Source organism: Arthrobacter alpinus, from assembly GCF_001294625.1.
Lineage (GTDB): Bacteria > Actinomycetota > Actinomycetes > Actinomycetales > Micrococcaceae > Specibacter > Specibacter alpinus_A.
The window spans coordinates 2780296-2801522 of sequence record NZ_CP012677.1; the positions used below are offsets into that span (position 1 = coordinate 2780296).

The 21227-nt window shown below is 63.6% G+C and carries 22 protein-coding genes; 11 read left to right on the top strand and 11 right to left on the bottom strand.

Going from position 1 to position 21227, the window contains the following annotated elements:
• Positions 1-54: 54 nt before the first annotated feature.
• Positions 55-945, top strand: coding sequence for an ABC transporter ATP-binding protein (locus tag AOC05_RS12530; RefSeq protein ID WP_062007508.1), 891 nt, complete (start codon positions 55-57; stop codon positions 943-945).
• Positions 942-1754 (top strand): ABC transporter permease, encoded by an 813-nt coding sequence (locus AOC05_RS12535; RefSeq protein WP_062007509.1) that lies wholly within the window; start codon positions 942-944, stop codon positions 1752-1754. Before AOC05_RS12530 ends, AOC05_RS12535 begins: the two co-directional genes overlap by 4 nt.
• Before the next feature lie 42 nt (positions 1755-1796).
• On the opposite strand, the gene AOC05_RS12540 is transcribed toward AOC05_RS12535, so the two are convergent.
• The 4 genes from AOC05_RS12540 to AOC05_RS12555 form a co-directional block, all read right to left on the bottom strand.
• The gene (locus AOC05_RS12540; protein WP_062007510.1) at positions 1797-2555 is read right to left on the bottom strand and encodes an ABC transporter ATP-binding protein; all 759 of its coding nucleotides are present in this window, start codon (positions 2553-2555) and stop codon (positions 1797-1799) included.
• Positions 2552-3568, bottom strand: a complete 1017-nt coding sequence (locus AOC05_RS12545) for an iron chelate uptake ABC transporter family permease subunit (RefSeq protein ID WP_062007511.1) — start codon at positions 3566-3568, stop codon at positions 2552-2554. Before AOC05_RS12545 ends, AOC05_RS12540 begins: the two co-directional genes overlap by 4 nt.
• The gene (locus tag AOC05_RS12550; protein WP_231687111.1) at positions 3558-4580 is read right to left on the bottom strand and encodes an ABC transporter permease; all 1023 of its coding nucleotides are present in this window, start codon (positions 4578-4580) and stop codon (positions 3558-3560) included. Before AOC05_RS12550 ends, AOC05_RS12545 begins: the two co-directional genes overlap by 11 nt.
• Positions 4581-4648: 68 nt before the next feature.
• Positions 4649-5596: a siderophore ABC transporter substrate-binding protein gene (locus AOC05_RS12555; protein ID WP_157374983.1), complete on the bottom strand. Its 948-nt coding sequence runs from the start codon at positions 5594-5596 to the stop codon at positions 4649-4651.
• A 145-nt stretch (positions 5597-5741) separates the two neighbouring features.
• Between AOC05_RS12555 and AOC05_RS12560 the strand changes: the two genes are divergently transcribed.
• Entirely contained in the window at positions 5742-6956 is a 1215-nt protein-coding gene (locus tag AOC05_RS12560) for a class I SAM-dependent methyltransferase (protein WP_062007512.1), read from the top strand.
• 102 nt (positions 6957-7058) lie between these two features.
• Here AOC05_RS12560 and AOC05_RS12565 read toward each other — a convergent pair whose 3' ends face one another.
• Positions 7059-7871, bottom strand: coding sequence for a shikimate 5-dehydrogenase (locus tag AOC05_RS12565; RefSeq protein ID WP_082357971.1), 813 nt, complete (start codon positions 7869-7871; stop codon positions 7059-7061).
• A 99-nt stretch (positions 7872-7970) separates the two neighbouring features.
• Between AOC05_RS12565 and AOC05_RS12570 the strand changes: the two genes are divergently transcribed.
• The 5 genes from AOC05_RS12570 to AOC05_RS12590 all read left to right on the top strand — a co-directional run bounded on the left by AOC05_RS12570 (position 7971) and on the right by AOC05_RS12590 (position 12374).
• The gene (locus tag AOC05_RS12570) at positions 7971-9113 is read left to right on the top strand and encodes a glutamate--cysteine ligase (RefSeq protein WP_062007513.1); all 1143 of its coding nucleotides are present in this window, start codon (positions 7971-7973) and stop codon (positions 9111-9113) included.
• 116 nt (positions 9114-9229) lie between these two features.
• Entirely contained in the window at positions 9230-10018 is a 789-nt protein-coding gene (locus AOC05_RS12575) for a phosphatase PAP2 family protein (protein WP_231687112.1), read from the top strand.
• 10 nt (positions 10019-10028) lie between these two features.
• Positions 10029-10748: a VTT domain-containing protein gene (locus tag AOC05_RS12580; protein WP_157374984.1), complete on the top strand. Its 720-nt coding sequence runs from the start codon at positions 10029-10031 to the stop codon at positions 10746-10748.
• The gene (locus tag AOC05_RS12585; protein WP_062007515.1) at positions 10735-11406 is read left to right on the top strand and encodes a response regulator transcription factor; all 672 of its coding nucleotides are present in this window, start codon (positions 10735-10737) and stop codon (positions 11404-11406) included. Before AOC05_RS12580 ends, AOC05_RS12585 begins: the two co-directional genes overlap by 14 nt.
• Positions 11403-12374 (top strand): sensor histidine kinase, encoded by a 972-nt coding sequence (locus AOC05_RS12590; RefSeq protein WP_062007516.1) that lies wholly within the window; start codon positions 11403-11405, stop codon positions 12372-12374. Before AOC05_RS12585 ends, AOC05_RS12590 begins: the two co-directional genes overlap by 4 nt.
• A gap of 26 nt (positions 12375-12400) precedes the next feature.
• Here AOC05_RS12590 and tsaD read toward each other — a convergent pair whose 3' ends face one another.
• From tsaD to alr, 5 genes are read right to left on the bottom strand one after another with little or no spacing between them, the layout of a single operon-like run.
• Positions 12401-13507: a tRNA (adenosine(37)-N6)-threonylcarbamoyltransferase complex transferase subunit TsaD gene (gene tsaD, locus AOC05_RS12595; RefSeq protein WP_062007517.1), complete on the bottom strand. Its 1107-nt coding sequence runs from the start codon at positions 13505-13507 to the stop codon at positions 12401-12403.
• A complete protein-coding gene (gene rimI / locus AOC05_RS12600) occupies positions 13504-13989 on the bottom strand; it encodes a ribosomal protein S18-alanine N-acetyltransferase (protein ID WP_062009755.1) in 486 nt (161 codons plus the stop codon). The genes tsaD and rimI overlap by 4 nt, the downstream gene beginning before the upstream one ends.
• A 41-nt stretch (positions 13990-14030) precedes the next feature.
• A complete protein-coding gene (tsaB, locus tag AOC05_RS12605; RefSeq protein WP_062007518.1) occupies positions 14031-14765 on the bottom strand; it encodes a tRNA (adenosine(37)-N6)-threonylcarbamoyltransferase complex dimerization subunit type 1 TsaB in 735 nt (244 codons plus the stop codon).
• 9 nt (positions 14766-14774) lie between these two features.
• A complete protein-coding gene (tsaE, locus tag AOC05_RS12610; protein WP_062007519.1) occupies positions 14775-15386 on the bottom strand; it encodes a tRNA (adenosine(37)-N6)-threonylcarbamoyltransferase complex ATPase subunit type 1 TsaE in 612 nt (203 codons plus the stop codon).
• Positions 15383-16627 (bottom strand): alanine racemase, encoded by a 1245-nt coding sequence (gene alr, locus AOC05_RS12615; RefSeq protein ID WP_062007520.1) that lies wholly within the window; start codon positions 16625-16627, stop codon positions 15383-15385. The genes tsaE and alr overlap by 4 nt, the downstream gene beginning before the upstream one ends.
• Positions 16628-16781: 154 nt before the next feature.
• Between alr and mshA the strand changes: the two genes are divergently transcribed.
• Entirely contained in the window at positions 16782-18032 is a 1251-nt protein-coding gene (mshA, locus tag AOC05_RS12620; RefSeq protein WP_062007521.1) for a D-inositol-3-phosphate glycosyltransferase, read from the top strand.
• 6 nt (positions 18033-18038) lie between these two features.
• Here the strand turns inward: mshA and AOC05_RS19490 are convergent, their stop codons facing one another.
• Complete coding sequence (locus AOC05_RS19490; protein ID WP_062007522.1) at positions 18039-18266, bottom strand: hypothetical protein; 228 nt, start codon at positions 18264-18266, stop codon at positions 18039-18041.
• 113 nt (positions 18267-18379) lie between these two features.
• Between AOC05_RS19490 and AOC05_RS12630 the strand changes: the two genes are divergently transcribed.
• Entirely contained in the window at positions 18380-20071 is a 1692-nt protein-coding gene (locus AOC05_RS12630; RefSeq protein WP_062007523.1) for a glycoside hydrolase family 13 protein, read from the top strand.
• Between the two features lie 141 nt (positions 20072-20212).
• On the top strand, positions 20213-21163 hold the full coding sequence (locus AOC05_RS12635) for a DUF559 domain-containing protein (protein ID WP_062009757.1): 951 nt from the start codon (positions 20213-20215) through the stop codon (positions 21161-21163).
• Positions 21164-21227 lie beyond the last annotated feature (64 nt).

A 21227-nucleotide genomic window follows, 5' to 3' on the forward strand; every position in this document is an offset into this window, starting at 1 on the left:
TTACGGCGCACCCGAGCATTGTTCGGAGCCTTGTCGGGGTGCAACGATGATGCCATGACAAGTTCAAACGCGTTGGTGCAGGTCCGGGATCTGGAAAAATCCTACGGGGATGGCAATGCCGTGGACGGTATCAGTTTCGACATTCATGAAGGTGAAACGTTTGCCCTGCTGGGTCCCAACGGCGCCGGCAAAAGCACCACCATTGAGATCTTGGAAGGCTACCGGGACAGGACGGGCGGGGATGTCCAGGTCCTGGGCGTGGATCCACAACGCGGCGGGCTGGACTGGAAGTCCCAGCTGGGCATCGTGCTGCAGTCAACCGGCGAAAGCGGCAATGTCACAGTCCTGGAGCAGCTGACCCACTTTGCCAATTACTACCCCCACCCGCGCAAGGTGGGCGAGGTGATTGAGGCAGTTGGCCTCTCGAGCAAGGCCAAAACCCGGATCAGCAAACTCTCGGGCGGGCAGCGGCGCCGGGTGGACGTTGCTCTGGGGATTATCGGCCGCCCCCGATTGCTGTTCCTGGATGAACCCACCACCGGCTTTGACCCAGAGGCCCGCCGCCAGTTTTGGGGGCTGATCAACCAGCTCAAGGATGAGGGCACCACCATCTTGCTGACAACCCACTACCTGGACGAGGCGGCGACGCTGGCCGACAGGGCAGGGGTGATCGTCGGAGGCAAGCTGGTGGACATTGGTGCCATTGACGACATTGGCGGCCACGGCGCAAAGGTGCCTCTCGTTCGCTGGCAGCAGGAGGGCTTCGTCAAGGAAGTGCGCACGGCCGAGCCGTCGGCACTGGCCGCACGGCTTTATGCGGAGGCCGGCCGTGAGGTGGACTCCCTTGAGATCACCCGGCCCAGCTTGGAGGACATCTACCTGGAACTTGTTGGGCGGCATTCCCGGCCCGGATCGGCGCAGGCAACGGCAGAGGACACGGCATGAGAACGTTGCAGTTGGGCACCTCACGCATCGGCTACGAGCTCAGACTGTACTTTCGTCAGGGCGACTCCGTATTTTTCACGTTCCTGTTCCCTATCCTGATGCTCTCGATCTTCGCCGTGGCCTTCAGCACCAGCGGCACCATCGGGGCGGCCCCCGACGGTACCGGTGGCATCACCTTTGCCGCGTTTTACGTACCCGGCATGGTGGCCGCAGGCATGCTGCTCAGTGGGGTGCAAAACCTGGGCGTGGACATCGCCGGAGAAAAGGGCGACGGCACGCTCAAACGCCTGGGTGGCACTCCCCTGCCGGTGTTTTCCTATTTCATGGGCAAGATCGGCATGGTCCTGGTCAGCTCGGTGTTTCAGGTGATCTTGCTGTTGCTCGTGGCCAAGTTCGCCTTTGACGTTTCGCTGCCCACCGAACCCGGCAAATGGCTGACGTTTGCCTGGGTCTTCTTGTTCGGCGTCATCACCAGCTGCGTCCTGGGCATTGCCCTCTCGGCGCTGCCCCGCACAGGCAAAAGCGCCACCGCCGTCGTGATCCCGATCGTGCTGCTGCTGCAGTTCATCTCCGGCGTCTACCTGAACTTCGCCCAGCTTCCGTCGTGGCTGCAAAACGTTGCCAGCATCTTCCCACTGAAGTGGATGGCCCAAGGCATGCGCAGCGTGTTCCTGCCGGAGCGGTTCGAGTCCATGGAACCTGGCGGGTCGTGGGACCTGGGTCTGGTGGCGCTCGTCCTGGGGCTGTGGCTGGTGATTGGACTCGCGCTGTGCAAGATGACGTTCCGCTGGATCCGCAGGGACAGTTAAGCGGCGACGACGTCGTTGCAGCGAGGGTTCAGGTGCCGGAAGTCAGGCGAAGTAGACGCCGATCCGGTTGCCGTCGATTTCCTCGACGCGGATGTCAATGCCGTACACCTGCGCCAGCACGGAGCTGTGCATAAGCTCGGCCGGGGCGCCTTGGGAGATCAGTTCGCCATCCTTCATAGCCAGGATGGTATCCGAGTAGCAGGAGGCAAAGTTGATGTCGTGGATGACCAGCACAATGGTCTTGCCCAGCTCGTCCGCCATTTTCCGCAGGGTGCGCATCATGTGCACCGAATGCTTCATGTCCAGGTTGTTCAGCGGCTCATCCAGCAGCAGGTACTCGGTGTCCTGGGCCAGCACCATGGCAATGAAAGCGCGTTGGCGCTGCCCGCCGGATAATTCATCGACAAAGCGGTCGGCCAGCGGCCCCAGCTCAAGATAGTCCAGGGAGGTGTCAATATGTTCCTTATCGGTAGCGGTGGGGCGTCCGCCGTTGTGCGGGAACCGGCCAAATCCGACCAGGTCCCGCACCGAAAGCCGCACGCTGAGCTGGTTTTCCTGGCGCAGGATCGCCATGGTCTTGGACAGTTCCCTACTGGCGGTGGCGTGCACGTCCAGCCCGCCCACCTGCACCCTGCCGGCGTCCATGGGCAGCAACCGGCTGATCATGGACAGCAGGGTGGACTTCCCGGCTCCATTGGGGCCGATGATCGAGGTGATGCCGCCGGCCGGGATCGTTGCGGTGACGTCCCGGACCACCGGCCGGCCGTCGTAGGATTTGCTGACCCCGGAGATTTCAATCACTTTAACGACCCTTTCAATAGCAGCCCGATGAAGACCAAGCCGCCAATAAATTCGATGACAATGCTCAGGGCACTGTTGAAGTCAAAGATGCGTTCAAGCACCAGTTGCCCGCCCACGAGCGAGATGACGCCCAGCAAGATGGCAACCGGCAGCACAACGGCGTGCGTGAACTTCGGCACCAGCTGATACGCCAGGGACGCCACCAACAGCCCGAAGAACGTGATGGGACCCACGAGCGCCGTGGAGACGGCCACCAGCACCGAGCAGATGACAAGTGTCACCGTGGCGGCCCTGCGGTGATCCACGCCCAAGTTGATCGATGTTTCCCGGCCTAACGCCAACACGTCGTATTCGCGGCGCATCCGCCACGCCGGGATCGAGACCAGCACGACGGCGGCAATCGCCACCAGCAGCAACGTCCCGTCCACCTGGTTGAAGGAGGCGAAGAACAGGTCCTGCAGGAGCAGGTATTCGCTGGGGTCCATGAGCCGTTGCATGAGGGCCGAGACCCCGCGGAACAAGGTGCCAAAGACGATGCCGACCAACAACATCAGGTGCAGGCTCTTGCCGTTGCCGGTGAACAGCCACCGGTACAACAGCAGCGAGAAAGCCACCATCAGCAGCACCTCGAGGCCAAATTTCAATGGCGCCACCATTGAAAGCACCACCTGCCCTCCGAGCACAAACGTGAGCACGGTTTGCAGCAGGATGTACAAGGCGTCAAAGCCCATGATGGAGGGGGTCAGGATGCGGTTGGCCGTGACGGTCTGGAACAACACGGTGGAGAGCCCCACGGCGACGGCGACCAGGACCATGGAGCCGACCTTGATGGCCCGGCGCGGCAGGATGTAGCCCAAGTTCCCGCGCAGCTCGATCGTCATGAAAACCAGGATCACGGCCACGGCCACCACGCCCAAAACAGCCAGCAGGAAACCGGCGGACAGCACTGGTTTCTGTCGCCCGGGTTTGCGCGCACTAACGGAAAGTGCGGCCGGAATCGGATTAGTGGCCATTGGTTTTCCTCCTCCCCAGGAGCATGTACAAGAAGATCAGGCTGCCCACGGCGGAGACAATGATGCCGACGGGTATTTCAAACGGGTAGCGGATGGTGCGGCCGATGATGTCGCACACCAGGACAAAGCCGGCACCAAACACGGCCACCCACGGGATGGCCCGGCGGACGTTGTCGCCGAAGTACATGGAGACCAGATTGGGCACAATCAGGCCCAGGAACGGGATGGCACCCACCGAGACCACCACGACGGCGCTGATCAGGGACACGATCACCAGCCCCAGCATCATGATGCGGTTGTAGTTCAGCCCTAGGTTCGTGGTGAACTCCTGGCCCAGGCCGATGACGGTGAAACGGTCGGCGCAGACGAACCCCACCACTGTCAGTGCGCCCACAATGTACAACAGTTCGTAGCGGCCCTGCAGGACGCCGGAAAAATCGCCCACCATCCACGAGTTCAGGGTCTGCAGCAAGTCAAAACGGTAGGCGAAGAACGTGGTTACGGCGGCAATGACCCCGCCCAGCATGATGCCAACCAAGGGCACGATGAGCGTGTTGCGCAACGGCATTCGGCGCAGGATCAGCAAAAACAACGCAGTTCCGGCCATGGCGAAGACGCTGGCGACGCCCATCTTCAAAAAGAGTGAGGCTGCCGGGAAGAGCACGGTGACCACCAGGATGCCCAGCGACGCCGATTCCACGGTGCCCACCATGGAGGGGTCCGCGAACTTGCTCTTGGCCATGAGCTGCATGATGAGCCCGGCCACGCTGACGGCGGCTCCGGCCAGGATGACCGAGATGGTCCGTGGGATACGGCTGATCCAGAGCACATGCCAGGCCGCAGGGTCCCCTGCCAGCAATGCTGGCGCAGAGAGATCGCTGACGCCGACAAACATGCTCACGATGGCCAGCAGCAACACGACCGCCCCGCCAAGCGCCAGCTTGAGGCCGGAGCCGGCAGTGCGTGCTGCGGGATCCACCGTTTGCACGGGGGCAACCGTTGCAAGTGACACAAGAAATCCTTGGGTTTTTGTCCCCGCTCCGGCGCCTGAGGGCCGCAGCGGGCGGAAGAGACTAGGGGCTAGGCCTTCGCGACCGAAGTAGCTACGGCGTCGACCATGGCGTCGACATTGTTCAGGCCGTAGCCGATGAGGTACCAGCTGGCCGGGTCAAGGTAGCTGATGCGGGAGTTCTTGGCGGCATCCGTCCCCTTGACCAGGGCGTTGTTCAAGACAGCCTCGGCGGCACCCTTGGATTCGCCCATGGCCACGTCGCGGTCAATCACGTACAGGCTGCCGGGGTTGGACTTGGCAATGTACTCAAAAGAGATGGCCTCGCCATGGGAGCCCTCGGCCTTGACCTCGGCGGCGGTGGGCACACCGAGGACGTCGTGGATCAGCCCGAAGCGGGAGCCTGCGCCGTACGCTGTCAGCTCGCCGCCACTGGTCATGACAATCAGGCCCGTACCGGCTGCGGGGGCTGTGGCCTTGGTAGCGGCGACCTTCGTGTCGATCGCGGCAATCTTCGCGGCAACTTCAGCTTCCTTGCCGAAGATCTGGCCCAGGCTAGCGGTTGCGGCCTTGAATGAGTCCATGGGCGCCTTGGCGCTGATGCTCAGATCGATCGTGGGGGCAATCTTGCTCAGTTCGGCGTACGAGCCAGCCGTCCGGCCCGAGATGATGATCAAATCCGGGGCGCCGGCACTGATGGCCTCAAAATCCGGTTCCTTCATGGTGCCGATGTTCTGGATGTCGGGCGAACCGTACGCCGTGAAGGACGCTGGCAAGCTGACCTGAGGTATACCCGAGACCGGCACGTCCAAGGCATCCAGGGTGTCCAGAACGCCCAGGTCAAAGGTGTAGACCTTTGCCGGGTTCAGCGGCACGTCCTGCGTTCCCTGGGCGTGTGTGATAGAGACGGTGCCGGCGGCTTTGTCCTGGGATCCTGCGCCGGCACCTTGGCCGCAGGAGGCCAGAGCCAGCATGGCGGCGGTGGCGGCGGCGAGCGTCAGCAGGCTTTTCTTCAACATCAGTGATCTCCAGGATCGATTTAGCTTAGGCAACCCTTACGGGCAGTCTTGTAAAGCTATTGCATAGCGGAATAAATACGCAAATTATTGCTGCCCTATTTCAAGTGACGCTCGTCACCGGCCGTGGAGCGGCTACGATTTACCCATGTCCACTGACGCAATTTCCCCTCTCCTGACCGTCGCAGGCTGGGAACTTTTGGCCTCCCTGGGCCCCTACAAGGAATCAGAGTCACTCAAACTCAACGAGACCCTGCGCAAGGCCGGCCACACCCCCGAGCTGGTCGCCGCAGCGTTGACGCAGGCCCGGCTGCGCGCCAAGGCGGAGGCGAAGTTTGGCGAGTTCGCCCACCAGATGCTCTTCACTCAGGCCGGGCTGGAACAGGCCACGCGCCTGAGCATCGCGGCCCTGCACGCCCAAAGATTTACGACGGCGTCCATCACCTCCGTGGCCGATCTTGGCTGCGGCATCGGCGCGGACTCCCTGGCCATGGCCAGCCTCGACATCAACGTCACCGCCGTGGAGATGGATGAGATCACGGCAGCGTGCACCACCGTGAACCTTATGCCGTTCCCTCACGCCAATGTCATTTGCGGCCGCGCCGAGGACACCAACCTGGACGGCATCGAGGGCGTCTGGCTTGACCCCGCCCGACGCACCACCAACACCTCAGGCACCACCAGGCTCTTTGATCCCGAGGCGTTCTCCCCGCCCCTGTCGTTTGTGGAAAAGCTTGCCGATTCCGGCAGGGCTGTCGGCGTCAAAATGGGTCCGAGCATTCCGCACGACGCCGTCCCGGCCACCGCCGAGGCCCAATGGATCTCGGTCAACGGGGACGTGGTCGAGGCCGGCCTGTACTTCAACGCCCTGGCCCGGCCCGGCATCCGCAGGGCCGCGCTGGTGGTGGGGGCACACGGGATGAACGAGCTCACCAGTGCCATCGTCTACGATCCGGCGCACCAGGATGTTCAGCTTGGCCCCATCGCCGGGTACCTCTACGAACCCGACGGCGCCGTCATCCGCGCAGGACTCGTGGCCGATTTGGCCCGGACGATGGGCGCACACCTCATTGACGAACACATCGCCTACCTCTGCTCCGAACAGCCTGCCCAGACGCCCTTTGCCCGCGGCTACAAGGTGCTGGAGGTCAAGCCCTTCAACATCAAGGCGCTGAAAGCCTGGGTCAAGGCGAACCGGATAGGGGTGCTGGACATCAAGAAGCGCGGCATCTCAACGACCCCCGAGGAAGTACGCCGCCAACTACTCACCGGTTCCGGGAAGGGCCCAAACAAGGCCACCTTGATCCTGACCCGGATCGGGGACGACAGGATCGCCGTCGTGGTTGAACCGCACGGCTTCTAACTGCCCACTTTTATCCTCACGCCCGCCCCGCCACCACTTCCCCAAACGCCCCCGCAACAAGTGCGACAGCGCCGGGAAAAGCAACCATTGCTGCGAGTGCTTCTAGGAGCGGGAGAACTCCGACGCCGCACGTATCAGTTCGGGGCTGGGGCGCACCCCCGTGTACAGCACAAACTGCTCTTCCGCCTGGAGTGCGATAACCTCTGCGCCGGTAATGACGGGCTTGCCGGCGGCGCGGGCGGCCGTGATCAGCGGCGTCTGGGAAGGCAGTGCGACGACGTCGAAGACCAGCTGAGCGACGGCAACGGTGGCGTCGGAGAAGGACTGCACGGTTTCATCGGCCCCGGCCATCCCGAGCGGGGTGACATTGATGAGAAGGTCGGCCGTGGCGGCCCCCACCTCGGGGAGCCAGGCGAAGTTGTAGAGGCTGGCCAGCTCCCGGCCTGCCACCTCATTGCGGGCCACGATCCTCACGTTTGCCATACCGGCGTCGCGAAGGGCCGCAGCAACTGCCTTGGCCATGCCGCCAGAGCCGCGCAGCAGAACAGTGGAATCGGCACGGACCTTGTGCACGGCCAGCAGCCGGGCGATGGCAAGGTAGTCGGTGTTGTAGGCGGTCAGGACGCCGTCGTTGTTGACAATGGTGTTGACCGAATCAATGGCCGCGGCGGATGCGTCCATGACGTCGACCATGGCGATGACGGCCTCCTTGTACGGCATCGACACGGCGGCCCCACGGATTCCCAGTCCCCGGATCCCCGTCACCGCCTGGCCCAGGTCCACCGGCGCGAAGGCCTTGTAGACGTAGTTCAGCTCCAGGGCATCGTAGAGATAGTTGTGGAAGCGCGTGCCGATATTGCTGGGGCGCGCTGCCAGGGAGATACATAGCTTCATGTCTTTGTTCAGAATGGGCACCCTTCCATTCTGCCCCCCTTTCCTGCATTAGAATCAAGGGGCATACGGCGCCACGCCGTGAGGCAATAATTGGCAACAATAATAGAGGGGGACCCCACGGTGAGAATTGATTTCGCCAAATCTGAGCAGTCCACCCTCGGCCTGGAGTGGGAAATCGCCTTGGTGGACAGTGCGTCCGGTGATCTTGCACCCCAAGCAAATAGCGTTTTGGCAAATGTCTCCCGGGCCCATCCAGAGGCCATGAACGCCGACGAGCACCCGCACATCAAGGGTGAAATGCTGTTGAACACGGTGGAATTGGTCACTGGTATCTGCCACACGGTGGCCGAGGGCACCGATGACCTGCGCCGTAACCTGAACATTGTCCGTGAGGCGGCCAAGCCGTTGGGCCTGGATTTGCTCAGTGCCGGTACCCACCCCTTCAGTAACCCGCGCACACAGGAAGTCACCGACAAGGAACGCTACGCGAAACTCGTCGAGCGGACCCAGTGGTGGGGCACTCAGATGCTCATCTACGGCGTCCACGTCCATGTTGGCCTGGACCACGTCTCCAAGGCCATGCCGGTCCTGGATGGGCTGGTGAACTATTTCCCGCACTTCCAGGCCCTTTCGGCGTCCTCCCCTTACTGGAACGGCGAAGACACCGGCTACGCCTCGCAGCGCGCCCTGATGTTTCAGCAGCTTCCCACTGCCGGACTGCCGTTCCAATTTTCCAGCTGGGAAGCCTACGAAGCCTACGTGCAGGACATGTTCACCACCGGGGTCATCGACGCCACGAATGAAATCCGCTGGGACATCCGACCGGTGGCCGGGCTGGGCACCATTGAGATGCGCATCTGTGACGGCATGTCCACTCTGGAGGAGATCGGGGCGATCGCGGCACTCACCCAGTGCTTGGTTGAGGACTTTTCAAACACCCTGGACGACGGCGGCACCATCCCCACCATGCCGCCGTGGCACATCCAGGAAAACAAGTGGCGGGCCGCCCGCTATGGCATGGAAGCCATCGTCATTCTTGACGCGGCAGGCAAGGAGCAGCTCGTCACCGAGCACACCCTAGAATTGCTGAACAGGCTCGAACCCGTTGCCGCCCGGCTCGGCTGCGCCGACGAGCTCGCCAGTGTGGAAAAGATCATCGCCAACGGCGCCGGTTACCAGCGTCAACGCGCCGTGGCTGCCGCCGCCGACGGTGACCTTCGCGCAGTCGTTCGGAACCTTGTGGCGGAGATGGCCACGAACTAGTCTTCATGCCGCCGCTCGGGTGGGGCAGATCTTAGTAAGTTCTTAGTTTGTGTGCGGAACACTGGGGGAAAGGCCTTCGGGTCGCTTCCACTATCCGCCACGATTCGGAGCAACAAGTGTCGTATCCCGTCCCAGCCCGTCCATTGTACGAGTCGACAAATCCAGCGCATACCAGGACCACGCAGCTGACCCGGCGCACCCGTTTGGCCGTGCTGCCCCTACCCCGGCTCTGGTTGTTGTGGGCTTTGTTGCTTTCAGCCAGTGTCCTTTCACTGGGTCTGATAGCCAAGAAACTGCCAGGATTCACCATCGGAGAGTTTTCCGTGGATCAGGAGCTCAGCCGCGACCACAACTCTGCCCTGACAGCCGTGGCAATGACGTTGAACTATGTGTTTTCCCCGGTGGGCGGCGTCGTGATCATTGCCGCAGTGGCCCTTTACTTGTTGGTGATGCACAAATCGCCAATAAATGCGGTGGCGTTCGGCGGTGTCGCCGCGGCGGGGTGGCTGTCGAGCCAGCTCTTCAAGGTTCTCGTTGAACGCCAACGGCCCAACCCCGCCCTGCTCTTTGACCCATTGGCCCCTGAAACCGGGTCGAACAGCTTCCCCAGCGGCCACGTGGCCCTGGCCGTTGGCCTGGCCTGGGCATTCTTTTTCTTGGCTCGGAACAGCCGGTGGGCCAGGCTGGCCGGCGTCGCTGGCATCGCCGTTCCAATCATCGTTGCATGGTCGCGTTTATACATTGGTGTGCACTACCCCAGCGATGTGCTGGCCTCGCTCCTGGCCGCGAGCGCAATGGTTATTCTCTTTGCCGGTGTGTGGAACCGCTACCAGGGCCGGATTTTGCCGCGTATCCCCCTGCTAGGGCGTTTTGGCCCCGTGGCCTCCCCTAACAACCAGCGATAGGAGCTTGTCGATGCTGATGCTTGCCAGCGCGCTGCCGTCCACCGTCTCGGGAGCCCTCCCCGCCGGGCTGTCCTCCGTCCTTGACCCTGCGGCTCTCTTGCAGGGGTTGGGCCCGGCAACTCTGGGCGTGATGGCCCTAATGATCTTCATTGAATCCGGTGTCCTGTTCCCGTTCCTTCCTGGTGACTCTTTGCTCTTTACGGCAGGTTTGCTGCACCAGCAGTTGAACCTGTCCCTGCCACTACTGATAGGCGTGGTTGTCCTGGCCGCCGTGGCTGGGGACCAGGTTGGCTACATGTTGGGCCGCAAATTTGGCCGGCGTTGGTTCAAAGACGACGCCAAGATTTTGAAAACCGCCTACCTGGTGCGGACCGAGGAATTCTTTGCCAAGCAGGGCGGCAAGGCGATTGTGCTTGCCCGATTTGTGCCCGTGGTACGTACATTTGCCCCGTTAGTGGCTGGCATTGCCCAGTACAATCACAAGAAATTCACGCTGTGGAACATTGCCGGGGCGCTGGGCTGGGCGGCGTCAGTGGTCCTTTTGGGTACTTGGCTGGGCCATTTTGACTTCATTGCCAAGAACATCGACGTCATCGCCATCCTGTTGGTGCTGGTCTCGGTGCTTCCGGGTGTGATCGGGCTTCTTCGCTCGCGGCGCCGGGCCCGGATTGCAGCTCAGGGTCCAACACCGGGTTCAGCGCGAGACAATAAGGAACATGCACACCAATGAGCGCCCACAACTCCTGCTTGTGGAAGACGATCCCGTACTGGGACCGCTGATCGCCGAGCTGTTGGCGCAGGACTACCGCGTGACGCTGGCACCGGACGGGCAGGCGGGCCTACATCTTGGCCTGACCGGCGAATGGGACGTGATGGTCATTGACCGCGGCCTTCCGGTCATGGACGGGGTGGAACTGCTGAAGGCCTTGCGACGCCAAGGAATTGCTGCTCCTGCCCTGATCTTGACGGCTCTAGGCACCACAGTAGAAAAGATTGAAGGGCTCGACGCCGGGGCCAGCGACTATATGACCAAACCGTTTGATGCCGGCGAGTTGCGCGCCCGCCTCCGCGCAATTTCGCGTACAAATATTCCCGCCCCCGCAGTGCTCATTATTGGCGATTGGGACCTGGATCCGGCCAACAGGACCCTACGGTCACCTTATGGGGATCACGTCCCACTTACGGCCAAGGAGGCGGAACTGTTGGGCCTGCTCGCCGGAGACTCCGGGCGGGTTTTTACCCGCCCGGAGATGATGGAGGCGTTGTTCCATGCAGAAGACTCGCCGACTGTCATTGACACGTACGTGCACTATTTGCGCAAGAAGGTATCAAAGACTGTGATCAGAACCGTGCATGGCTTGGGCTACCAGATCGGGGATGCCTCATGAGCGGGGAATTTACCGCGGCAGACGCGAGCCAACTGCGGCGAGCCGCGGTGACTGTTGGCTTGCGCATAGCCGTGGCGTGCGCCCTCATGGTGGTTGCCACGATCATCGCGGCGGCTCTGTACATGCTGTACCTTTCCGGGCATCCGGAACTTTCGGGGACAGACTCGTCGGCCCGCGTCTACGTTGAGTCCAATGACATGCTCAAGGCAATGCTCGTAGCCGGACTTGGCGGTATTCTTGCAGCTGGCGCCATCGGCTGGCTGAGCGCCCGCAGCGCCATCAGACCGTTGGGAAAGGCGTTGGCGTTGCAGCGACGCTTCATCCAGGACGCCAGCCATGAGCTGCGCACCCCGCTGACCATTCTTGACGCGCGCGTCCAGCTGGCCGAACGCAAGGTGCCGCCCGGTAGTGACGCCGCACGGTTGCTGGCACAGATCCGTACCGACACTGCCGCCTTGAGCACCACGGTCCAGGAACTGTTGCTCGCGGCCACCGGAGACCACGATTCACCGGTCGATCCAGTCAACGTCAGCACTGTAGTTGACGCCGTTATCGCGGATTTGCAGGATCTGGCTGGTTCTCGCGGTGTGCACCTTGAGGTAAAGCACGGCGGCGACGCTCGGGTTCGCATCCAAGCCAACAGTTTGCGCCGGGCCGTCCTAGGACTGGTGGACAACGCGTTAAACCACACCCCGTCCGGGGGTGACGTGACGGTGCGCACGTCGCTTGTCGGCCGCGATGCACGCATCACTGTGAGCGATACGGGCACCGGAATCTCGGGAATAGACCAGGCTCGCGTGTTTGAGCGGTTTGCCCGAACGAGTGATGCTCCGGTAGGGGGGCGGCGCAGCTATGGCCTGGGTTTGGCCTTGGTCCGGGAGATCGCAACCGCCGCTGGCGGACGCATTGACATCAGTGCCACGGGCCCCCGGGGCACAGTCATGGAACTAACGCTGCCGGCGGCCTAGCGACGGGCTAGTGGCGGGCGGCGCCACTACAGACTGATGGTGCCCACTGGCATCGAGGAATCCGGGGCGAAGGCCAGATCGCTGGGCGCCACCCCGTTCATAACCAGCTGGGCTCCGAGCGCGGCCACCATGGCGCCGTTGTCGGTGCACAGTGAAAGCTTGGGCACCAGCAAGGTGATGCCGGCCGTGGAGGCACGCTGCGACGCCAGTTCGCGCAGCCGTGAATTTGCCGCCACTCCCCCGCCCAGCAACAAGGTGGTCATGCCTTGTTCCTTGCAGGCCAGCACCGCCTTTGCGGTGATGACATCCAGCACCGCTTCCTGGAACGACGCCGCGACGTCGGCCACCGGGATTTCCTCGCCGCGTGCCTCGTAGCTTTCAACGCTCCGGGCCACGGCGGTCTTCAGACCCGAGAAGGAGAAGTCATAGCGGTGCGGCCCGGGCGCTTCTGTGGTGCCCATGTACTTGGGCGCAGTCAGCCCCCGCGGGAAGCGGATGGCCTTCGCGTTGCCCTCCCTGGCCAGCGCGTCAATGGCTGGTCCGCCCGGATATCCCAGGCCCAAGATCCTGGCCACCTTGTCGAAGGCCTCCCCCGCGGCGTCGTCAATGGTGGCACCGAGCAGTTCCACGTCGGAGGCGATGCTGCGCACCCGCAAAATCTCGGTGTGCCCACCCGACACCAGCAGGGCGCCAAGATTCGGCGGCAGCGCACCGGCGGTGGCGTCCAGGGCCACGGTCTGGGCGGCGATCGATTCATCCAACAGCCCCACCCCCACATGGGCCACGAGGTGGTTGATGGCGTACAGCGGCTTGCCCGTGGCAAGGGCCAACGCCTTGGCGGCACTGACACCTACCATCAGTGCCCCTGCCAGTCCGGGCCCGCTGGTGACGGCGATGGCGTCCACGTCCCCCAACGTCACCCCCGCATCAGCCAGCGCCTGTGCCAGTGTCGGCACAAAAGCATCCAGGTGTGCCCGGGAGGCAATTTCGGGGATGACTCCCCCAAAGCGCACGTGTTCATCCATGGAGGAGGACACCGTGTTGGTCAGCAGTTGTGTCCCGCGCACCAGGCCCACGCCCGTTTCGTCGCAGGAGGATTCGATCCCCAAAATCAGCGGATTGCTCTGGTTCATGCGGGGTCCGTTTCCTGTGTTTGTGTGTTCACTGCGTGTGGTTCAGAAAGCTGCAGGCGCATGATCAGCCCGTCCGATCCGTCGCGGTAATATTTGCGCCGCGTATGGATGTGCTCGAACCCAAAACGGCGGTACAGCTCCTGCGCCCTGGGGTTAGTGGAACTGACCTCCAGCATCACCTCCTGTGCCCCGCGCCGGCGGGCCTCATCAATGAGTTCAACCAGCATGGCCCGGGCGTAGCCGCGCCCCTCGTACTGTGGCAGCACCCCAATGGTCTGGATGTCGCCAATGGGCGGTATGCACATCAGCCCGGCATAGCCGGCCATCACCAGATGGCCTGCCTGGCCGGAAACCTCCGCGATGATGTAACGGCGGGTTTCGGGCCGGGCCAGTTCGTCAACGAACATGTGCCGGGGCCAACTGTCCACACCGAAAAGCGTGGCGTCCATGGCGGTGATCGCGTCAATGTCCGCCACCGTCATCTCCCGCAACGTCAAAAACGGGGTTTCGGGCTGCTGCCCGCTCACAGGGCCCGCTTCCGGGGCCCGGGCACCTTCGCATCGGATTCACGCAGGTACAGCGGCGTGGTATCCAGCAGGCCGGCGCCTTCCAGAGACCCGGCCGCAGCAATCCTGCGCACCGCCGCCCGGCCCAGTTGGAGGGCGCTGGGTTGGACGTCGGCAAACCCGGGATCCACCTCACATCCGTTCGCGCCCAGCTCGGCAGCGTACAGGCCGGCCCCGGCGCCGAAGACCTGGACCCCCGTCACCGCACTGGCCGGACCCACATGGGGCCCATCCAGCAGCTGCGCACCGGCACTGTACCGGGCCCAGTAAACTTCCTTGCGGCGGGCGTCGGTGGCGACCACAAATTCGCGCACGGCCAACGGCGCCACCGCCCGTCCGGCGTCGTACCTGGGTGTGTCAAACACTTGCTGGGCCAGCGCATCCAGGCTCATCAGGCCATAGAGCGGCACGCCCCAGGTGAAGGCCAGGGTTCGCGCCATCGCGATACCCGAGCGCAGGCCGGTGAACGGCCCCGGACCCGTTCCGACGATGATCGCATCCAGGGCCGGGCCTTCGGTGACGGGATCTCCCAACAGGGATTTCACCCCGGGCGCGAGCACTTCGGCATGGCTTCGGGTGTCCTCCGTGGCAAAGTTCGCCTCAACTTTTTGGGTGCGCACGGCGTCCGCGGGGTCAAAGCTCAGCACCGCGGCACTGGCCACGGCTGAGGTGTCAATGGTCAAAATTCGCACTGTGTCAGTCTATTCTGTTGGTTCGCCAGGCCGGTCTAGGCCGGAGAAGTCGATACCGGCCCAGCGTGGGCCAATCGCCCGGAGCCGCAAAATGCGTGGTTCGTCTTCGTCATCGTCGGCCAGATCAAAGGTGCCGGTCCCGTCCTCCGGATTGTTCCCTGGGAGAGGCGACGCCGGAACCCGCCACGGGCCCTGCGCCAGAGTTGCGCTTCCGGTGGCTCGCAGCAGATCGATTTCCAGCCGACTGTCGGCCAAGTGCTCCACCCTGTCCGCACCCCATTCCACTACTGTGACGGCTGAGTCCATGGTATTTTCCAGGTCGATATCATCGATCTCAGCGGCAGATCCGAGCCTGTAAGCATCCACATGGACCAGATCCGGCCCGCCCGGGCGGGGCCCATCAGGGAGATTAGGGTGGATGCGGACCAACACGAACGTCGGTGAGATGATGCCGGCCCGCACGCCCAGGCTGCTCCCCAGTCCCTGGGTGAACGTGGTTTTCCCTGCCCCCAGTTCGCCACTGAGCACGATCAGGTCCCCTGCTTGTAGCAGTGTGGCGAGGTTCCCGGCAAGGTGCTGGGTCGCCTCGGCCGTGGTGGTGGAAAATTCCCAGGCCGTCACAACTGTCCTCCTGGCTCATTGGCAGGCCGGCCGCCGGGGCCGTTAGTGCCCGCGGGGCCGCCCACATACGTTCTGGGGACGCGCGGGCTGATCCGAGTCACCACCTCATAGTTCAGCGTCCCGGCCGCCGCAGCCCACTGCTCAACCACAGGACCGCCGTCGGCCCCGTCCCCAAACAGCACGGCGGTGGCCCCCAAGGCGGAGCCCGGAACCTCGGCACTGGCAAAGTGTGAGCGCCCATCGGGCCCCAGATCAATCACCATCTGGTCCATGGCAATCCGGCCCACCACCGGGTAGCTGCGGCCGTTGACGTGCACCGGACCTCCCGTGGCAATGCGCGGAATGCCATCGGCGTAGCCCAGCGGAATCAGGCCCAATGTGGTGGCGCCAGCGGTGACATACCCCAGCCCGTACGACACGCCCTGACCCGCCGGGACGTCCTTGCACAACGCCACCCGGGTCTGCAGCGTCATGGCCGGGATGAGGCCCAACTGCGCAGATGTCTGGTCTGCAAAGGGGGACAGCCCGTAAATTCCCAGGCCCACCCTGACCATGTCAAAGTGCGAGTCCGGGCGCGACAGTGTTGCGGGGGTGTTGGCGATGTGACGCACCTCCAGGTCCGCCCCGGCGTCCTCGGCGATAGCCACCGCCTCCCGGAAGAGCTGGAGCTGCTCATCGGTTTCGGGGCGGTGCGGCTCATCGGCGACCGCAAAGTGACTAAACACTCCCACCACGCGCAGCAGGCCCTCGTCCTGGTAGGCGATGGCCTCAGCTACCAGCGCATCCCAGTCCGCCATGGTGCTGCCGTTGCGGCCCAGCCCGGTGTCGATCTTCAGATGGATACGGGCAGGGCGTTCCTGGGCCCGGGCAGCGGCCGCAATGTGCTCCAGTTCCCAGCCGGAACAGCCAAGGTCGATCCCTTGGGCGACGGCGGCGAAGAAGTCGGTTGAGGGCGTGTGCAGCCACGCCAGGACCGGCACGTGAAGCCCCGCTTCACGAAGCGTCAGCGCCTCGCTGACATGGGCAGTACCCAGCCACTGCGCGCCTGCGGCAACCGCTGTGCGGGCCACCGGAACCACCCCATGCCCGTACGCGTCCGCCTTCACCACAGCCATCAGCTTGGCTGGGGCGGCGATGTCCCGCAGCGCCGTTATGTTTTTGGAAATCGCGGAAAGGTCAATGATGGCTTGCCGTTCGGGGGAGACGGCGCGGGCCTGAACGGATGCGGCGATGGATTTCACACCTTCATTTTAGGCCTTCCCGGCACGGACCCGGGACCTGCTGGCGTGCGGACACCCCGGTGTGGCGCCGCTCACTGCCAAGAATTGTCACAGAATGCCGGCGGCAGTGGAAAGATAAGGACAGTTACATCCGTCGCAGCCGAAAGGACAGCCAATGCATCAGGTCCGACGCGTTGCCATGTTGTCCCTGCACACCTCCCCCCTCGACCAGCCCGGTGGCGGCGACGCCGGAGGCATGAACGTCTACGTCCGCCAGCTAGCGTTGGAGCTGGCCGCCGCCGGGGTGATGGTGGAGATCTACACGCGCCGTACCTCCTCCGGGCAGCCCGACACCGTGTCCATGGCACCGGCCGTCAACGTCCACCACATCGCCGCCGGCCCCTTCGCGAAAATCTCCAAGGAGGCCCTGCCGGAGCTCGTGAATAAGATGGCCGACGCCGTCTCCACCCACATTGCCCACCTCACCTCCGTGCCCGTGGGCGTGGTCCACTCCCACTATTGGGTCTCGGGCATGGTGGGGGTGCTGGTGGCTCAGACGCTGGACCTGCCGTTGGTGCACACCATGCACACCATGGCCCGGGTCAAAAACGGCCACCTGCAACCGGGGCAGGCGGCCGAACCCGGCATCAGAGAGGACGGTGAGCAGCACATCGTGGCAGCTGCCACCCGCCTGATAGCCAACACCACGGCGGAGGCCGCCGAGCTTGAAGGCCACTACGACGGCTGCGAGCAGCGCATCGACATCGTTTCGCCCGGCGTTGACCTGAAGGTTTTCAAGCCGGCTTTTCGGGACAGGTCCCGGCAGGTCCTGGGCGTTGCGGCAGAGGATTTTCACCTGGTGTTTGCCGGACGCCTACAACGCCTGAAGGGCCCTCACATCCTGGTCAAGGCAGCCGTTATCTTGCGCTCCGAGCGCCCGGACATTCCGTTGCGCATGACGTTTTTGGGCGCCCGCAGTGGCAACGAAAAATATGATCTGCCGCAACTGCTCGCGGACGCCGGGCTCAGCGCTAGCGCCAGGGTGCTCCCACCCGTTGGGCCGGACGAGTTGGCCAACTGGTACCGCAGCGCTGACATTGTGGCGGTGCCCTCCGCCAGTGAATCGTTTGGGCTGGTGGCGCTTGAGGCGCAGGCCTGCGGCACGGCCGTGGTCGCCACTAATGTGGGGGGGCTGCCCAAGGCGGTCAGTGACGGGCGTACGGGGCTATTGGTGGAGGGCAGGTCCCCCCGTCTGTGGGCCGCAGCCATTGCTTCCTTGTACGACTTTCCGCAAACCCGGATCGACATGGGTCGGGCCGCCTCTGTGTTCGCCGAATCATTTGGTTGGGAAAAGACGGCAGCCCAGACAATGGCCAGCTACGACCTCGCCTTGACCTACCAGTACGTCATCCCGCCGGGGTGCTGACAGGTGTTAGGCCAGGAACGCCGGCGCCCCCAAGCCCCACCTGAAAAACATTTCCAACACCTGGACACGCAGCAACTGCCCCAACACGATGCTGACCTCGGGCACCGTCACTTCCGTGGGCTGTTTTTGTTCTACACCGCATTCATCACGTCGACCCCGGCCGAGCGGGACGAGGCGGCCATCATGGACGTCGCCAGCCCTGGCCCAGACCGTCTTCCAGAGCCAATTCAGCACCAACTACACAATGGCCTTTGCGTCCTACCTCATGACCATGGCACCGTTGCTCTTGATCTACCAATTCGCCCACGCTGGGTCATCTCCGGCGTCATGAGAGGATCCATCACATAATGTCCACCTTTGATTCCCACGATGCCAGCTGGTGGCGCCAGGCCGCCGTCTACCAGATCTACCCTCGCAGCTTCGCCGACTCCAACGGCGACGGCATGGGCGACCTCCCCGGCGTCACGGCCCGGATGGACTATCTCTCCGCTTTGGGCATGGACGCGATCTGGCTCAGTCCCTTCTATCCCTCAGCGCTGGCCGACGGCGGGTACGACGTCGACGATTACCGCAACGTCGATCCCCGGCTGGGGTCCCTGGACGACTTCGACGCCATGGTGTCCGCCGCCCACGCCGCGGGCATCCGCGTCATTGTCGATGTGGTGCCCAACCACTCCTCCAACCTGCACGCGTGGTTCACTGCCGCCCTCGCCGCTGCGCCCGGCTCCCCCGAACGCGCCCGGTACCACTTCCTTGAGGGCCTCGGCGAGAACGGCGAGCTGCCGCCGTCGGACTGGCCCTCCCACTTTGGCGGGCCCGCCTGGACCCGCGTGGTGGAGCAGGCAGGGCCGCATGCCGGCTCCCCCGGCCAGTGGTACCTGCACCTGTTCGCCTCCGAGCAGCCGGACTTCAACTGGGACAACCCGGAGGTGCGCGAGGACTTCCACACCACGCTGCGGTTCTGGGCAGATCGGGGTGTGGACGGCTTCCGTGTGGACGTTGCGCACGGTCTGGCCAAGGACATGACCTTGCCGCTGCGGTCCAAACCGGAACTACAAATCCTCGTCGACGACGGCTCCGACCCGCTCTTTGACCGCGACGCCGTGCACGAGATCTTTGCCGGCTGGCGGTCAGTGCTCAACGAGTACCACCCGCCAAAGGCAGCCGTGGCCGAGGCCTGGGTGCCGTTTACCAGCCGCCGTTTGAAGTACGCTCGCCCCACTGAGCTGGGCCAGGCCTTCAACTTTGACCTGCTGCAGGCCCCATTTTCTGCCGTTGAGTTCCGCACCGTCGCCCAGAAGTGCCTTACCGAGGCGGAGGCGTCGGGGGCATCCTCCACCTGGGTGTTCTCCAACCACGACGTGATCCGGCACCCCTCCCGCTACGCACTGCCAGATGGCAGTACGCTGGCGGACTTGGAGGCGTGGCTACTGGCTGATGGCGCCGCTCCCGTGCCGGACCTGGCCCGCGGGTTGCGGCGGGCTCGGGCAGCCACGTTGTTCATGTTGGGCCTGCCCGGCTCTGCCTACCTGTACCAGGGCGAGGAGTTGGGGCTCTTTGAGGTGGCAGATCTGCCCGCCTCGGCGCTGGCGGACCCCACCTGGTTCCGGACCAACCACCAGGTCAAGGGCCGCGACGGGTGCCGGGTGCCGCTGCCCTGGAGTGCCGCGGCGGAGAACTTCGGCTTCGGCGGCAGTCCGTGGCTGCCGCAGCCGGCCTGGTTCGGCGAGCATGCCGCGGATGTGCAGGACGGCGTGGCCGGGTCCACACTGGAAATGTACCGTGCGGCGCTGAAGCTCCGACGTGCCCTGCAAACCGTCGAGACCCTGGAATGGCTCAGCGCCCCCGCTTCCGACATGGTTCACTACCGGCGCCCGAACGGCTGGGAGGTCCTGACCAACTTCGCGCCCGTTGCCGCGGCGCTGCCGACCGGCGTCGCCCCCGCCAAGGTGGTGCTGCGCTCGGGCGACCCCGCAGCAGGGAAAGGGACGGCGGAGGGGACAATCCCGGCCGAAACGACTCTCTGGCTCGCCCCCTAACCCAACGCTGCATCATCAATAACGACTATTCCGCCAACGCTGCATCACCTTAGCAGCGTCGCCCATCCCAGTCGTCCAAGGTGATGCAGCGCCTGTGGATAACTTCGGACGTTGCTTCTAAATATGGGCCAGAATGTCTTCATGGAACCAAGCGACGATTTCGGCCACCCCACAGTACCGTTCGCTTCAACTGAGGCACAGGGCTTAGGTCTGTCGCGCAATCAGCTCCGGCACAAAGCCGTGGAAGGCATCAGTTACGGTTTGTACCGTCCTGCAGGGTGGGACTTTGAGCTCCGAACCGCTGCACGTGCGCTCTGTGCTGCCACGCCGGGCGCTTGGATCTCGCATGTCACAGCGGCGCAGCTACATGAGCTCATCCTTCCGCCGTGGCTGTCGGATTCGCATGAACTCCATCTGAGCAAGCCCCGCGAGCTGCCCCAAACACGCCGGAAGGGCATTACCGGCCACAACGTCATGGTGTTCACCGACGAGATTGACACAAAAGGGGATCTGCGAATCAGCACCCGGGCCCGCACCTGGCTTGAGATGGCGTCCTTATTGCCCCTGTCCGAGCTGGTGTGCATGGGCGATCAGCTTATCCGCATTCCCCGGCTCGAGTTTGACAACCGCCTCACCCCCTACACCACGCTCAACGAACTGCGGGCAATGGTGGGGCGACACCGGAACCTGCAGGGAATCGTCCGCGCCAGAAAGGCCATTGAACTCATGCGCGTTGGCGCCGATTCCGGACCTGAAACCCTCCTGCGCCTAGCCATGCTCGACGCCGGTTTGCCTGAGCCCGACTTGCAGCTCACCCTCTGGGACCGTCCGGACTCGCCGTCGGCAGACGCTGGCTTCCGTTCGCGGCGCATCGCCATCCAGTACGACGGCGCCCATCACCTTGATGAGCTGCAGCGCCACAGCGACAGACGCCGAGACAAGGCCTTCGAAGTAGCAGGGTGGACTGTCTTGATTTTCACGCAAGCAGACTATGCAGACGGGTTCCAGAACGCCGTCCGCCTCATCAAGAGCACACTGCGCAAAGCGTGGGAAGATCCCACCATCACCTCAGGATTTACCTCGTCCCGCTAAGGCACTCGGCCTTAAAGTGGAACGCTCCCCCACGAATGAAGTGGGGGAGCGTTCCACTTTAAAG

Coding starts and splice junctions, on each gene's coding strand:
- AOC05_RS12580 (WP_157374984.1), top strand. CDS start 10,029: ATGCTGATGCTTGCCAGCGCGCTGCCGTCCACCGTCTCGGGAGCCCTC.
- AOC05_RS12585 (WP_062007515.1), top strand. CDS start 10,735: ATGCACACCAATGAGCGCCCACAACTCCTGCTTGTGGAAGACGATCCC.
- mshA (WP_062007521.1), top strand. CDS start 16,782: ATGCATCAGGTCCGACGCGTTGCCATGTTGTCCCTGCACACCTCCCCC.
- AOC05_RS12590 (WP_062007516.1), top strand. CDS start 11,403: ATGAGCGGGGAATTTACCGCGGCAGACGCGAGCCAACTGCGGCGAGCC.
- AOC05_RS12555 (WP_157374983.1), bottom strand. CDS start 5,596: ATGTTGAAGAAAAGCCTGCTGACGCTCGCCGCCGCCACCGCCGCCATG.
- AOC05_RS12635 (WP_062009757.1), top strand. CDS start 20,213: ATGGAACCAAGCGACGATTTCGGCCACCCCACAGTACCGTTCGCTTCA.
- AOC05_RS12530 (WP_062007508.1), top strand. CDS start 55: ATGACAAGTTCAAACGCGTTGGTGCAGGTCCGGGATCTGGAAAAATCC.
- AOC05_RS12545 (WP_062007511.1), bottom strand. CDS start 3,568: ATGGCCACTAATCCGATTCCGGCCGCACTTTCCGTTAGTGCGCGCAAA.
- rimI (WP_062009755.1), bottom strand. CDS start 13,989: ATGACGGTGGCGGACATTGACGCGATCACCGCCATGGACGCCACGCTT.
- AOC05_RS12535 (WP_062007509.1), top strand. CDS start 942: ATGAGAACGTTGCAGTTGGGCACCTCACGCATCGGCTACGAGCTCAGA.
- AOC05_RS12560 (WP_062007512.1), top strand. CDS start 5,742: ATGTCCACTGACGCAATTTCCCCTCTCCTGACCGTCGCAGGCTGGGAA.
- tsaD (WP_062007517.1), bottom strand. CDS start 13,507: ATGAACCAGAGCAATCCGCTGATTTTGGGGATCGAATCCTCCTGCGAC.
- AOC05_RS12630 (WP_062007523.1), top strand. CDS start 18,380: ATGTCCACCTTTGATTCCCACGATGCCAGCTGGTGGCGCCAGGCCGCC.